Origin of the sequence: Pseudarthrobacter sp. NIBRBAC000502772, assembly GCF_006517235.1 — a bacterium.
GTDB lineage: Bacteria > Actinomycetota > Actinomycetes > Actinomycetales > Micrococcaceae > Arthrobacter.
This window is the reverse complement of record NZ_CP041188.1, coordinates 1664105-1678112: the sequence shown is the minus strand read 5'-3', so window position 1 is coordinate 1678112 and position 14008 is coordinate 1664105. Positions and strand designations below refer to the sequence as shown.

14 protein-coding genes and 1 pseudogene are annotated in these 14008 nt (G+C 65.5%); 11 read left to right on the top strand and 4 right to left on the bottom strand.

Translation table 11 applies throughout. The annotated features are described in order from the left end of the window. Nucleotides 1–95: 95 nt before the first annotated feature. Together NIBR502772_RS07930 and NIBR502772_RS07925 are read right to left on the bottom strand one after the other, a co-directional pair. Entirely contained in the window at nt 96–785 is a 690-nt protein-coding gene (locus NIBR502772_RS07930; protein WP_141139771.1) for a hypothetical protein, read from the bottom strand. A gap of 192 nt (nt 786–977) precedes the next feature. Further along, nucleotides 978–1181, bottom strand: a complete 204-nt coding sequence (locus tag NIBR502772_RS07925) for a cold-shock protein (RefSeq protein WP_024365339.1) — start codon at nt 1179–1181, stop codon at nt 978–980. Nucleotides 1182–1440: 259 nt separating this feature from the next. Between NIBR502772_RS07925 and NIBR502772_RS07920 the strand changes: the two genes are divergently transcribed. The 8 genes from NIBR502772_RS07920 to NIBR502772_RS07885 all read left to right on the top strand — a co-directional run bounded on the left by NIBR502772_RS07920 (nt 1441) and on the right by NIBR502772_RS07885 (nt 11324). Further along, nucleotides 1441–2223, top strand: coding sequence for an alpha/beta hydrolase (locus tag NIBR502772_RS07920; protein ID WP_141139770.1), 783 nt, complete (start codon nt 1441–1443; stop codon nt 2221–2223). Nucleotides 2224–2311: 88 nt separating this feature from the next. Further along, nucleotides 2312–2578 (top strand): type II toxin-antitoxin system Phd/YefM family antitoxin, encoded by a 267-nt coding sequence (locus NIBR502772_RS07915; RefSeq protein ID WP_141139769.1) that lies wholly within the window; start codon nt 2312–2314, stop codon nt 2576–2578. Beyond that, nucleotides 2575–2967, top strand: coding sequence for a type II toxin-antitoxin system VapC family toxin (locus tag NIBR502772_RS07910; protein WP_141139768.1), 393 nt, complete (start codon nt 2575–2577; stop codon nt 2965–2967). The genes NIBR502772_RS07915 and NIBR502772_RS07910 overlap by 4 nt, the downstream gene beginning before the upstream one ends. A 128-nt stretch (nt 2968–3095) precedes the next feature. Next, the gene (locus NIBR502772_RS07905; RefSeq protein ID WP_141139767.1) at nt 3096–4538 is read left to right on the top strand and encodes a DUF3375 domain-containing protein; all 1443 of its coding nucleotides are present in this window, start codon (nt 3096–3098) and stop codon (nt 4536–4538) included. Beyond that, complete coding sequence (locus NIBR502772_RS07900) at nt 4535–5158, top strand: DUF4194 domain-containing protein (RefSeq protein WP_141139766.1); 624 nt, start codon at nt 4535–4537, stop codon at nt 5156–5158. The genes NIBR502772_RS07905 and NIBR502772_RS07900 overlap by 4 nt, the downstream gene beginning before the upstream one ends. After that, nucleotides 5155–8580, top strand: coding sequence for an ATP-binding protein (locus tag NIBR502772_RS07895; protein ID WP_141139765.1), 3426 nt, complete (start codon nt 5155–5157; stop codon nt 8578–8580). The genes NIBR502772_RS07900 and NIBR502772_RS07895 overlap by 4 nt, the downstream gene beginning before the upstream one ends. Then, nucleotides 8570–9895 carry a Wadjet anti-phage system protein JetD domain-containing protein gene (locus tag NIBR502772_RS07890; protein ID WP_141139764.1) on the top strand — a complete coding sequence of 442 codons (1326 nt, stop codon included), beginning with the start codon at nt 8570–8572 and terminating at the stop codon, nt 9893–9895. The genes NIBR502772_RS07895 and NIBR502772_RS07890 overlap by 11 nt, the downstream gene beginning before the upstream one ends. An 85-nt stretch (nt 9896–9980) precedes the next feature. Beyond that, nucleotides 9981–11324 (top strand): diguanylate cyclase domain-containing protein, encoded by a 1344-nt coding sequence (locus NIBR502772_RS07885; protein ID WP_141139763.1) that lies wholly within the window; start codon nt 9981–9983, stop codon nt 11322–11324. Nucleotides 11325–11391: 67 nt separating this feature from the next. On the opposite strand, the gene NIBR502772_RS07880 is transcribed toward NIBR502772_RS07885, so the two are convergent. After that, nucleotides 11392–11610, bottom strand: a complete 219-nt coding sequence (locus NIBR502772_RS07880) for a hypothetical protein (protein WP_141139762.1) — start codon at nt 11608–11610, stop codon at nt 11392–11394. Nucleotides 11611–11638: 28 nt separating this feature from the next. On the opposite strand from NIBR502772_RS07880, the gene NIBR502772_RS07875 reads away from it, so the two are divergent. Continuing rightward, complete coding sequence (locus NIBR502772_RS07875; protein WP_141139761.1) at nt 11639–12091, top strand: DUF4383 domain-containing protein; 453 nt, start codon at nt 11639–11641, stop codon at nt 12089–12091. 117 nt (nt 12092–12208) lie between these two features. Further along, complete coding sequence (locus NIBR502772_RS07870) at nt 12209–12976, top strand: alpha/beta fold hydrolase (RefSeq protein WP_141139760.1); 768 nt, start codon at nt 12209–12211, stop codon at nt 12974–12976. A gap of 196 nt (nt 12977–13172) precedes the next feature. Here NIBR502772_RS07870 and NIBR502772_RS07865 read toward each other — a convergent pair whose 3' ends face one another. After that, nucleotides 13173–13484 (bottom strand): hypothetical protein, encoded by a 312-nt coding sequence (locus NIBR502772_RS07865; protein ID WP_141139759.1) that lies wholly within the window; start codon nt 13482–13484, stop codon nt 13173–13175. A 239-nt stretch (nt 13485–13723) separates the two neighbouring features. Here NIBR502772_RS07865 and NIBR502772_RS07860 point away from each other — a divergent pair. Further along, nucleotides 13724–13903, top strand: a pseudogene (locus NIBR502772_RS07860) (hypothetical protein); the annotation flags it as partial. Nucleotides 13904–14008: the final 105 nt, after the last annotated feature.

The following is a 14008-nucleotide window of genomic DNA, read 5'->3' as shown; positions in this document are numbered from 1 at the left end:
CAGTTCGGAAAGGACGACGCCGGAGGCCGGCTCTGCGTCCACGTCTTTCGTGAGGTCCTGGGGACCCACAATCTCGCGCGGCTTTCGGGGATCCGTTATGGTGCGGGTTCTACGGACTCAACCGACTCAACCGCATAGGGTTTGGTGGCCGACCGCCGCAGCGGATGACGCAGGCGCACCTGGTACGGACCGTTCCGGAACGTGGCGCGGGGGTCCAACTGGACAAGCACGAGTGGTTCGTCGCTGGCGGAGTCCAGCCGCACCACCATGCCGTCGCGGCGCCCGTCCACCCACAGCGGGGTAGCCGGCTCCACGGCGGTTTCCTTAAAACGTTCCCGATATTCCTGCCCTGCGGCCAGGAAGAGTATCCCATGGGCCAGCCCGATGACTTTCAGCGGGACCACGGCGTCAGGCGGTGGGGGTTCGGGGGTGGGCCGGGCTTGCTGGTGGTATTCCTGCGCGGCTGACGCCCTGGCTGCCTTCGTGTGCCGGTTGCATTCCGCGCACCGGGTTCGCTCCCCCACAGCGGCCAATAGGGTCACTAGCAGTCTTCTGGGGGCGTGGTCCCAGCTGTCGCCCACCACCGGACACCATGCCGTGTGATAGACCGTCCCGTATTTCATCACATAGACCTGGTCATCGCCCAGTACGGGCACCCCCTCCCGGCGGGCAGCGGGCTCCACCGGCTTGAGCTCGCCGAGGCCTCTGGTCTCTGCCTGGGCTGGGCGGCTGCCGTTGACGTACTTGCGGATGAGCGGACTGAGTTGACGTTTTGGTATTGCCACGAAGGGCGGGCCTCTCTGTGCGGCGGGATGGACTCGATCCCCCCTGCTTGCCCACTGACTATCTTGAAGGGGTTTCCCGCAAGTTGCCAGTCGGGCGCTTTGAAGCACTTCCGGGTTAACAAAAGCAGGGCCGGTCTATGACCGGCCCTGCTTTGAATAATGAAACCCTAAGGCCCCAGAATCTCTAAAGAATTAGAGTGCCTGGATGTTGACGGCCTGGGGACCCTTGGGGCCCTGCTCGGTTTCGAAGGAAACCTTCTGGTTCTCTTCGAGTGAGCGGAAGCCGGAAGAGGCGATCGCGGAGTAGTGAGCGAAAACGTCCTGTGAGGAGTCATCGGGGGAAATGAAGCCGAAGCCCTTTTCAGCGTTAAACCATTTGACGGTACCAGTAGCCATTATTTTTGTCCTTCGTGAAGGTGGAGGAAAAGTCCCGACTTTCGGGTCCTCCGGTGTGGGGTGTTCAAAACCGCTACTTCAGAAAGACGCGGACTTTCGACCGCGCGTACTGCCTGAACTACCAACCGCATAAACACAACAACAGGATCAAGACTACAGGAGATTCTGAACCTCGATTACCACCGGCCAACGAGACGGGTGGTTGAGCCTCCAAGATCCGGTGGTTGAGCCTGTCGAAACCCAGGCGTACCGTTCTCCCATGGGACCAATTCGGGCCATTCTTCTACCAGGCGCTGTACTCCCTGCCCAGGCCGCTTTCGGCGGACTCATCGCAGCCCTCGGGCCGGATGTCCAGGCAATCGCCAAGGATCTCGAGCTCTACGCGGACGATGGGCCGCCGGCGGACTGGAGCCTGGACACGGAGATCGACGGCGTGCTGCGCGAAGCCGATACCCGGGGATGGGAGACGTTCCATCTGGCGGGCTATTCAGGTGGCGGCGCGGCGGCGCTGGCGTTCGCTGCCAAGCACCCGGGGAGGCTGCTGAGCCTGGCGCTGCTGGAACCTGCCTGGGCCGGGAACTGGGACTGGAGCCCTGCGTACGCGGAGCTCCGGAAGAAGTACGAGCAGCTGGAAACACTCCCGCCGGAACAGTTCATGTCCGCCTTCATGAGGCTGGGAGTTAAGCCCGACGTCGTCCTGCCGCCGCCGCCGGATCCCCCGCCGCCGTGGATGGCCAACCGGCCGGCGGGCATCAGGGCGTTCCTGCGGACCTTCAAAAACTATGACCTGGAGAGGGCGCGTTTGGCTGCCTTTCGCCAGCCCGTCTACTTCGCCTTGGGCGGCCTGAGCAATCCCCATGACTACGGCGATATCGCCAGCCGGCTGTCCAGGGTCTTCTTCCCGGACTTCCACCTGGAAGTGTTCCCCAAGCGCCACCATTTTGATCCGCCACACCGGATCGAGCCCGAGCGGCTGGCTGAATTGCTCCGGCGGCACTGGGAGCGGGCGGTGGTTGAGCCTGTCCAAACCCGCGGTGGTTGAGCCTGTCGAAACCGAGCCTCCCGAAACCCGCGGTGACTGATCCTTACCCTCGGACACGCAGGTTGCTACGCTTGCTACGGAGGTAACCATGGCGACCATCCCACACCGGGAGCTGCGCAACCAGAGCAGCAAAATCCTGGAGCGCGTTAAGAACGGCGAAACCATCGACGTCACGAACAACGGCGAAATAGCCGCTACATTGATCCCGCCGTCGGCGTCACCCTTTGAGCGGCTGCTGCTGGCGGGCCAGGTCCGCCCAGCCGCCAAGGGGCCGGTCGATTTCCAGACGCTGCCGCGCGTCCCGTCAGAAGCCGGCACTGCTGAGATCCTGGCTGACCTCCGCGGGGACCGGTGATCATCTACCTGGAAACGTCGGCTGTCCTCAAGCTGGTGGTCGAAGAGCCAGAGTCATCCGCGGCCGCCCACTACCTCTCAACCGCGGCAGCCCAGGGCCACCAGCTGGTGGCTTCGATGCTCCTCTATACGGAACTTCATTGCGCGGCCCATCGCCGCGGATTTCCCGGCGAGTCCGTCAATACGGTCCTGGGAGCCATCAACCTGGTCGATCTTGCCCGTTCGGACCTTATGTACGCGGCGGCCCTGCCCGGCAAGCTCCGAAGCGCCGACGCCATCCATCTGGCCGCAGCCATCCGGCTGCAGTCCGACGTAATGGTGGCGTATGACGCTGAGCTCCTGGCTGCCGCCGTCGAGGCAGGCCTGAACGTCCTATCCCCCGGTGGTTGAGTGCGCCCGGTGGTTGAGCTTGTCGAAACCCTGGATCCCGACAGGCTCGATCAACCGGGGACGACAAGTTCGATCACTGTCACCGCCCCGTGTAGCTTAGGAATAACAGCACCCTGCATGAGGACGCCATGGATTTCTACGCCATCAACGCACTGCGTGAGAACCACGCAGGGTGGTCCCTGCTCCGCGCACAGAACGCCCCGTTGGCCGTCAGCTTCTTCATCAAGGCCTTCACCGGACCCAACCAGCGGGACATCGGCCGGCAGGAGCTCATTGACCACCTTGATGATGTCCTGTTCGGCCTCCGTGAAGTCTTCGGCGAGGACAAGTATCCTAGGCCGGCCGGTGAGTACCTGGATGAGTGGGCGGCCCCGGAACGGGCCTGGCTGCGGAAATACTACGTCCCGGGCCAGGACGAGCCGCGCTACGATCTCACCGCCGCCGCCGAGGACGTGGTCCGCTGGGTGGAGAGCCTGAGCGGGCGGGACTTCGTGGCCACCCAGTCCAGGCTGACCAGCATCTTCGCCGTCCTGAAGGCCCTGGTCCAGCAGTCCGAGACCGATCCGGAGGTAAGGCTCGCCGAGCTCCAGCGCCAGCGGGACGGGATCGACGCCGAGATGCAGCGGATCAAGGACGGCAACATCCGCGTGATGACTGCGCCGGAAGCCCTGGACCACTTCCAGCAGCTGACCACCCTGGCCAAGGACCTGCTCTCCGATTTCCGTGAGGTGGAGCAGAACTTCCGGAAGCTTGACCGGCAGGTCCGTGAACAGATCGCCACCTGGGACGGCACCCAGGGCGAGCTCCTTGCCTCGATCTTCGCCAACCAGCAGGACATCAGCGGTTCCCTCCAGGGCCGAACGTTCCAGGGCTTCTGGGACTACCTGATGTCCCCGCAGCTCCGAACGGAACTGCGGGACCTGCTGCAGCGGGCCACGCAGATCGACGCCCTCGCCAAACTGGACAACCTGCACACCGTGACCAATCTGCACCAGGACTGGCTACCCGCCGTCGAGCAGACCCAGGCCACTGTCCGGCAGCTCTCGCAGCAGATGCGCCGGCTCCTGGACGACAAGGTGTACCTGGAAAACAAGCGCATCATGCAGCTCGTCCGGAGCATCGAATCCGGCGCGCTGGGCACCCGGGAGGTGCCGCCGTCGGGCGTCTTTACGGAGATCGCCGCTCAATCTGTCGAGGTCGCGCTCCCCTTCGAACGGCCGCTGTATGAGCCGAGCCGGCGGATCATGGTGGACGACGTCGTGGTGGCAGCCAACGACACGGAAGTGGACGCCGGCGCCCTCTTCAGCCAGTTCCATGTGGACACGGAGCGGCTGAAGTCCAATATCGACGACGTCCTGGCCGGCGCCGAGCAGGCCACCCTCGGCGAAGTAGCGGCCGCCCATCCGCTCTCCCAGGGGCTGGCCGAGCTCGTGGCCTACTACCAGCTCGCCACCGAATCGGACTGGGCGTCCATTAACCCGGACGAGTCACAGCAGTTGTCCTGGCAGCTCCCGGACGGCAGCATCCGGGAAGCCACCGTCGAACAGATCATCTTCGTGAGGCCGGCATGACCACCACAGACGCAGCCGAAACACACACGCCGGAGGAACTTCCCGGCGTCGTCACCAAGCTCTTCAAGGGCGTGGTCTACGCCGAGACGGACGAGAAGATCTGGCAGTCGCTGCTGGGCCTGTCCTCCCATGTCCGCGACTACGTGGCCGTCCTGGGCCTTGACCTGATCCTGGACGAGTCCGAGGGCTACGCGTTCCTGAAATCCCGCGAGGATCCGGACGGCACACTGCCGCGGCTGATCCCCCGCCGCCCGCTCACCTTCAACGTCAGCCTCCTCCTGGCGCTGCTCCGCGGCCGGATGCTCGAATTCGACACCAACAGCAGCGAACTGCGCCTCATCATGACCGAGCAGGACATCGCAGACATGGTGGCCGTTTTCCTGCCCGAATCCAGCAACGAGGCGCGGATCCTGGACCAGCTCAGCACCAACATCAAGAAGGTGGTGGAGCTGGGCTTCCTGCGGAAACTCCGCGGCCAGACGGGCACCTACGAAGTAGCACGGATCCTGAAGGCCTACGTGGATGCCCAGTGGCTGGAGGAATTCGACGCGCGGCTCGCTGACTACCGCGCCTCGCTCAGCGGAGCCGTCACCGGCAGTAAGGAAGAGGACCGCACATGACCACCGAGACGGCCACCCCAGTTAAAGGCGGGACAGACGAGCAGGAGATGCTGTTCAGCCTGGATGAAAAAGCGGACGACGCCGGCACTCCCCCGGGCTTCCGGCTGCACCGTCTGGAGCTGCTCAACTGGGGCACCTTTCACCAGGAGGTGCGGACGTTCCGGTTGGACGGTTCGAACAGCCTGCTGACCGGCGACATCGGCTCCGGGAAGTCGACAGTGGTGGATGCGATCACCACCCTGCTGCTGCCGGCCAACAGGATCGAGTACAACAAGGCCGCGGGTGCGCAGAAGAAGGAACGCACGCTGATGTCGTATGTGCGGGGTTTCCACAAGAGCACCCGGAGCGCCGGCGGCGAGTACTCCAAGCCAGTTGCGCTGCGCGGGACCGGCAAGCTCACAGTGGTCCTGGGCGTCTTCCATAATGCCGTCCTGGGCAAATCAATCACCCTTGCCATCACCCTCTGGGCCACCCAGGAAGCCGGCCAGCCCAACCGCTTCTACTCGCTGGTGGAGGGCGAGCAGTCCATCGCCGGGGACTTCGCCAACTTCGGCCAGGACCCCGCGAAGCTGAAGAAGCAGCTCCGTGCCGCGGGTGCGTCCCTCCATGAAACGTTCGAGCCGTATGCGGCGGCGTTCAAGCGGCAGTTCGGCATCAGCGGAAACCAGGCCATGGAGCTGTTCCACCGCACGGTGTCCATGAAGCAGGTGGAGAACATCACCAACTTCGTGCGCACCAACATGCTCGAGGAAGACGACGTCGAGGCCCGGATCGGCAACCTCATCCACCATTTCGACGACCTGAAGAAGGCCCACGACGCCGTCCTCCGGGCCAAGGACCAGATCGCCCTGCTCACCCCCATCACCGAGGGCGCCGCCCAGCACACCGCCCTGAGCCGCGACGACGAATTCGCCCGCCAACAGCGGGACCAGCTGCATCCCTGGTTCACGGACCGGAAACTGCAGCTGAGCATCGAACACCAGACGGAACTGCAGAACACCGGCCTCCGGCTGCAGGAGGACAGCGGCAAACTGGCCACCGAAATCACTCAGCTCCGCCTGGACCTGGCCGCCGTGAAGGAAGATATCCGCGGCAACGGCGGCGGCCGGCTGGCCGCCATCGAGGCGGAGGCCGCGCGGCTGGGCGAGGAGTCCCGGGCGCAGCGGGTTCGCTTCGAAAAGTATGCCGAAGCCGCGGCAGAGCTCGGTCTTCAGGCCCCGGCGGACCGCGTCCAGTTCGACGCCAACCGGGCCCGGCTCGCCGACGTCGAAAAGGACCTCGCCGCCACCGCCAACGAAGTGCAGGACACCCGCACCGAACTGACCATGACACGCACGGTACTCACCGGTCGCGCCAGCGACATCGCCGCGGAGCTGACCAGCCTGCAGGCGCGTCCCAACCTGCTGCCGCGCCCCCAGGTGGAGCTCCGCCGTCGGCTCTGCGACGGTACCGGCATCCAGGAATCAGAGTTGCCGTACGCCGGTGAGCTGCTGCGCGTCCGCGACGGCGAAGCGGCGTGGGAAGGCGCCGCCGAACGCACACTGCGCGGCTTTGCCCTGTCGCTGCTGGTGCCGTCGGAGCACTATGCGGCTGTGAGCGGCTGGGTGGACGGCAACAACCTGCGCGGCCGGCTGGTGTACCTGAAGATCGGCGAATCGTCCACGCCGAAGCCGGCCGAGGCGGGCACGCTGGCGGCGAAGATCGACATCAAGCAGGGGACGCCGTTCCGCAATTTCCTGCTCGATGAGCTCAGCAGCCGCTTCGACTATTTCTGCTGCGACACCCTGGAGGACTTCCGCCGCCGCTCCAAGGCGCTGACCGCCAACGGCCAGCTCAAGGGCGGCCGCGGCCGGCACGAGAAGGATGACCGGCAGGAGCTCTCGGACCGCCGGAACTACGTCCTGGGCTGGGACAACCTGGACAAGATCAGCCGTTTCCGTACCGAGCAGGACGAGGTCCAGGGCCAGCTGAGCGTGGTGGCCGGCCAGCTGTCCAGGGTCAACGATTCCCTGGGCGCCATCGGCCGGCAGAACCAGCAGCTGGGCATCATCGGGGCGGTGTCGGACTTCGCCGAGCTCAGCTGGCAGCTCACAGCACGCCGCATCGAGGAGCTCAAGGCGGAGAAGGCCCAGCTGGAGTCCACCAGCGATGTGCTGCGGCAGCTGACGGCGAAGGAAGCCGAGCTCACCGGAAAGCTGGATCGCCTGCAGGTGCGGGCCGATGATGTCCAGCGGCGGATCGGCTCCAACGAGGGCTCGGCCAAGGACATCGTGGAGGCGATCGAGGACTGCCGCGACGTCTTGCGGGAGACCCCGTTGACGGACGACGGCGGCGTGCTGGCCGCCGTCGCAAGGCTGGCCGCCGCGGAACTCGCCGGCAAACCGCTCACCTACAAAAACACCGGCACCGTCGAAAGCTCCGTCCGGTCCGGGCTGACAGACACCATCGACGCACTGTCCAAACAGATCACCCGGGCCGCCGAGAAGACCGTCCGGCTCATGGCCGAGTTCCGGAACAAGTACCCGAACGAGACCACGGAGATTGACGCCGCCCTGGAGTCCGCCGGCGAGTTCGGCAAGCTGCTGGAGCAGCTGGTCAGCAACGATCTCCCGCGCTTTGAGGCCCACTTCAAGGAGTCCCTGAACCAGAACACCATTCACGAGGTGGTGGCGTTCAACGCGTTCCTGGACAGCCGCCGGCAGGACATCGTGAACCGCATCGGCGAAATCAACCTGTCCCTGGCCGGGATTGAGTACAACACCGGCCGGCACATCCAGCTGGAGCACCAGAACAGCACCGACCTGGACGTCCGGCAGTTCGGCCTGGACCTGCGGGCCTGTTCGGAGGGGACCATCGGCGACGATGACCAGTACTCCGAGCAGAAGTACCTGCAGGTGGCGCGCCTGATCGAGCGGTTCCGGGGCCGGGACGGCTACACCACCCTCGACGAGCGCTGGACCGCCAAGGTCACGGACGTCCGGAACTGGTTCACGTTCTCCGCCTCGGAAAAATGGACCGAAACCGGCGAGGAATTTGAACACTTCACGGATTCGGGCGGCAAGTCCGGTGGCCAGAAGGAGAAGCTCGCCTACACGATTCTCGCGGCCGCCCTGGCGTTCCAGTTCGGGCTGGCGTCCGGCAAGGGTGCCGGTAAGAACGCCGGCAGTGGCCGCAGTTTCCGGTTCGTGGTCATTGATGAGGCGTTCGGCCGCGGCTCCGACGAGTCAGCCCGGTATGGGCTGGAGCTGTTCCAGCGGATGAAGCTGCAGCTGCTGATCGTCACTCCCCTGCAGAAGATCCATGTGATCGAGCCCTTTGTCTCCCATGTGGGGTTCGTGGCCAACACCAACGGCGACGATTCGCAGCTGCGGAACATGACCATCCAGGAGTACCGGGACGAGCGGGCCCGGCGTGCCGGGTGACCGGCTTTCGGCTTCCGCCCCGGGCCGGGCACAGGCGGGCCAGGCGCAGGCGGGCCGGGCTCAGGGCTGGACCACACTGGCTGACCTGCGGGCGCAGTCGCTGAAGGCCTGGGGCAGCGGCGCGTTGCTCCGCGAGGTACTGGAACCCAGCGGACTGCACCCCCGCCGTCGTCCGTTGAAACGTCCGACGGCGGCGACGCTCCGGACTGACTACGCGGCGGCGAGTGCGTGGGCGGCTGAGTTGTTCGCCGCGGTGGGTCCGTTCAGCCTGGAAACCGCAGAGGTGGGGCGCACCACGGTGGGGGCCAACCAGCTTCCGGCGGCGGCGGTCTTTGCAAACGCCGAGGCCGAGATCGGCTTTGTGGGTAAGGCGAAGGATGCAGCCCGGTTCGTGGAGCTTGCCGGGAGTCTGGCCTCGCTGCACTCCTTGTTCCGCGGCTGGGCGCTGAAGCGGCCGCTCAAGCTGCTGGAACTCGGGGCTGACGCGCTGACAGCGGCCCGGGTGGCCCTGTGGCTGGAGGACAATCCCGTGCCCGGCATCTATGTGCGTCAGCTGAGCCTTCCCGGTGTGCACACCAAGTTCATCGAGAACCACAGGGCGGTGATCAGCGAGCTGGCCATGGCGCTGCGGGCTGATTCCGTGCGCGCCGAGATTGAGCCGGACGAGGACTCTCTTCCGGACTTTCCCGCTGAGCCCGGTTCGCTGCTGGGGCTAACGCCGGCCCGGACGCCGGCGGCGCGCTTTGCCGCGGGCCACGGCTTCCTGCATCCGCCGGAGCTGGTCAGGTTCCGCGTGCTGGATCCTGCCGTGCCACTGCTGGGCACGGCGCGGGACCTGACCGTGACCGCTGAAGCCTTCAGTACGCTGAGCCTGCCGGTCACCAAAGTTCTGATCACGGAAAACCTCGTCAACTTTCTGGCCCTCCCCGACAGGCAGGACACGCTGGCTATTTATGGCGGCGGCTATGGTTTCTCGTCGCTGCGGGATGCAGGGTGGCTGCGCGACCGCGAGGTCCTGTACTGGGGCGATCTGGACACCCACGGGTTCCGGATCCTGGACCAGCTGCGGGCGATCCACCCGCATGTGATGAGCGTGATGATGGACGAGGCCACGCTGCTGGCACACCGAGATGCATGGGTGACCGAGCCGTCGCCGTCGAAGGCTTCGCTTGGCAGGCTGACACCTGATGAGTCCGCACTGTACGAAGGCCTCCGCAATGACGCCTTCGGGACGGCTGTCAGGCTGGAGCAAGAGCTGATCCGCTGGGACTGGGCGCTGGGCCGACTCGGCGACTGGTCCTGCCGAAACCGGTGACGCCCGGTGTTTGAGCCTGTCGAAGCCCGATTGTAGGAAGTGCCGTGTAATTTAGGCATAACATCACCCCGGTCCGAGGACGCCCATGAATAGAGCCCCCACTACGCTGCGCTCCTTTAGCCTGCAGCGTGAATGGTCCGGGGCGTTCACGCTGATGCTCCTGGCCCTGTTCGTCGGCGCGGCAGTCACGGTCGTCGGAGTCCGGTTCGTGGTGAACGAGATGGAAGCTGCGAACGGCCGGCTGCAGGCCGAGTACGGCACCGTCGCGGACCTGGCCGCAGCCCTTGAGGCTCATGAGCAACTGGGACACCAGTTGCTGGCGGCGGCGCCCGTGAACAGGGAGGCGTTTGTCCTGGAGCAGCAGGACATTGAAGCTCTCTTCCGTGTGGCCGCCGCCGTCCCGGTTGCGGACGAAGGCCGGACCGAAGCCCTTTCCATGGCCCAGCAGGACTGGCAGGCGGGACTGGAGCAGGCCGGCCTCTGGGGTGACCGGGCACTGAACCTCACGGGGAGCAATGTAGCTGATGCCGCTGCCTTCGCGGCCGCAAGCTCCACCGTGCGGTCGCAACTGGCCGCCGTCCAGCAGTCCTCGCTCCTGGCGCTGAACAGGGGGCTCGTGGACACACGCGAACTTGAAGGGCTTCTGGTGATTGGCCGGTTCGGGCTGTTCGTTGTGGCCATCGGCGCCACCCTGTATTTCCGGCGCCGGATGGTCAAGGACCTGATGCGGCCCGTCAACAGCCTCCGCCGGGGCGTCCTGAAGCTGCAGTCCGGCGACTACGGCCACCGCCTGAACGTGGCCCGGCGCGACGAACTCGGCGAGGTGACCGTGGCCTTCAACGGGATGGCCGCCGCGCTCCAGGACAGCCACAACGCCCTGACGTACCGGGCCACACACGATGACCTCACCGGGCTCGCCAACCGTGCAGCCCTGGCCGAGCGACTGCTGGCATCCTTCGAACCCGACAGCGACCGCCGGACCCGGCACGAGGGCCTGCTGTTCATCGACATCGACGATTTCAAGGACGTCAACGATTCCCTGGGCCATGAGGGCGGTGACGCGCTGCTGGCGCAGCTGGCAGAGCGGCTGCGGGCCAGCGTCCGCGGCCACGACCTGGTGGCCCGGCTGGGCGGCGACGAGTTCGCCGTCGTCGTTGTGGATAACGACGACGGCACTCCGGCCACGGGGCCCGTCGCCGAGCGGATCTATGAGGCGCTCAGCGAGCCGTTCGTCATCGGTGACCGGTCGCTGCGGGTGTCGCTGAGCATGGGCGTCGCGCAGCGCACCACGGACACGGCGGACGTGACGGAGCTGCTGCGGCAGGCAGATTCAGCCATGTACCGGGCCAAGCAAGGCGGCAAGGCCCGATACGAAATCCACGGCGGATCAACCCCGGTGGTCGAGCCTGCCGATACCGTCGGCGGCTGAGCCCGGCGGGCTCGACCACCGGCAAGCTGGCGCGCGATCTCACCGCTGGCGGTGTGAATAGCTGCGATCACGGCACCCGGGTGGCGAACGGCCGCTGCGGGCCGGCGCCGAGGAAGCTCAGCGCGCTTTCCATCAGGACGGTGGTCGCCAGTAGCGCCATGATTATCGCTGCGAAACCTGGGAGTGCGCTCGAGAATATTTTCTGAATACCCATCCGACATGCGGTCACGCCCGAATAGCTGACATAACCCCACGGGTCGGCAGGAAAGAAAGCCCGCTGATCCATAAACACATATCGCAATCAGGAGATCACCATGGCAACGCACACCGGCACCCGAACGGCAGCCCGCACCAACGTCCAGAAGGCATCGATAGTTGTCGGTGCAGTGTTCCTACTGGTCGGCATCCTGGGCTTCGTTCCGGGCATTACGGCCAACTTTGATGAACTGCACTTCGCAGGCCACCACTCCGAGGCAATGCTGCTGGGCCTCTTCCAGGTCTCGGCCCTGCACAACATCGTCCACCTGCTCTTCGGCGCTGCAGGCCTCCTCATGGCCAAGACCGCCACGGGCGCCCGCTCCTTCCTCCTCTACGGCGGCATCATCTACCTGGTCCTGTTCGTCTACGGCTTGGTGGTCCCCCAGGATTCGGCCGGCAACTTTGTCCCGCTGAACGGTTTCGACAACGTCCTGCACCTGCTGCTCGGCGTCGGCATGGTTGCCCTGGCCGTGATCCTCACCAAGGGCCACGTCAAGGATCGCGCATAGGAACACCCGGGCGGGAAACCCCGCTACATCACTCGAAATGGCCCCGGCCGCAGCTTCACGCTGCTGCCGGGGCCATTGCCGTTCCCGATCGCGGCCGCCCGGGCGTAGCATCCAACCATGGAACCAATTCGGGCCATCCTTCTTCCCGGGAGCGTGCTCCCCGCCCAACCTGCCTACGGTGCGCTGATTGAGGCGCTGGGACCTGGCGTCGACGCCGTGGCCAAGGACCTGGAACTCTACGCGGGCGATGCTCCCCCGCCGGGCTGGACCCTGGACACCGAGTCCGTCGGCGTCCTCCGCGAGGCGGGGGTCCGCGGCTGGAAGGCGTTCCATCTGGTGGGCTACTCGGGCGGCGGCGCCGCGGCGCTGGCCTTTGCCGCCAAACACCCTGAGCACCTGCTGAGCCTGACCCTTTTGGAAGCCGCCTGGGCCGGGAACTGGGACTGGAGCCCTGCCCACGCCGAGCTCTGGAAGCAGTACGCACAGCTCGAATCGCTGCCGCCTGAGCAGTTCATGCCCGCCTTCATGAGGCTGGGCGTGAAGTCCGACGTCGTCCTGCCGCCACCCCCGCAGGGTCCCCCGCCGCCGTGGATGGCCAAGCGGCCGGCCGGGATCAAAGCCTTCGTGGAGGAGTTCAAGACGTATGACCTGGACCGCGCCCGGCTTGCCGCGTTCACCAAGCCGGTGCTGTTCGTTCTCGGCGGTCTGAGCAACCCGAACGACTACGGCGAGGTTGCCGACCGCCTTGCCGCCGTCGTCTCCGATTTCCGCCTCGAGGTGTTCGCAGACCGCCACCACTTCGATCCCCCGCACCGGATCGAACCTGACCGGCTGGCCGGACTGCTGCGGGAGCACTGGAAACGGGCCGAGGGACCGCCGGACTGATGGGTGGAGCCGCGCGGTAAATAGAGCCCCGAAGGGAAGATCCAGCCGTGTGTGGATCTTCCCTCGGTGGGGATCATTCTGATCCTGCTCAGCCTGCTGATCGCGGCCGGGCTACCGGCACCGTCCAGCTAGCCGTCCGCCTCAGGGAGTGCGGATTGGGGCAGTTTCCCGGAACGGAGCGCCTGCACTCGTCAGGTCATGGCCCGGCGACGAGAATGTCCTCAATGGCTTCCTCGCAGCCTGGTACGTGCGTGCCGGCATGGACCTTCGAGAACTTGCTCACAACCTGGCCCATGTTGTCGAAACCGTAGACAGTGGCGGCACCCTTGATCTCGGTGATGATGCCGGCAACGGCGCCCGGGCCGTCGGCGACTGCATGGTCCGAGATGCCGAGTCCGGTGCAGGCAGCATGTTCGTCGGCAATCTCGGCTGAAGCCGGGGCAACGCCGGCAAAAAGCACCGCCAGTACTGCGGCGGCGACGGCAGCGGAGGAACGTTTGATGTTCATGGATATCTCCTGAAAATAGGGCTTCGGCGAAGCCCCGATATCCACGGCGGAGAGGATACAGAACCCCGCCAGTGACGCCATTCTCCGCTTACAGGATGGGCGCCGCAAGAGGTTTTTTGGTGGCTGCATTCTGTGATTGCCAACACCGGGAAATGGATGGCGTTGTCCATCCTGAACGCGAGCGCCAACGCGGTGTAGCCGGAGCGAGATACGTAGGCGGAGCAAACAGCGACACAATCAACAACCCCTGCGGCTACGTGAACACCAAGATCACCAAGGACGCCCTCACGGCCGACTTCCGGGTCCTGGACTACGTCACGACGCCGGGATCCCCCGTCAGCACCAAAGCCTCCTTCGCCATCCAGGACGGGTACCCGGCCTCATCGGTGGCTGAGCCTGCCGAAACCTCCGGTGGTTGAGCCTGTCGAAACCCCGGTACGACGACGGCGGGCGGCTGGCTTTTCTGCCGACCACCCGCCGCTGCCCTTTTCCGGCCCCTTGTATGGGGGTAGGATACAAGCGTG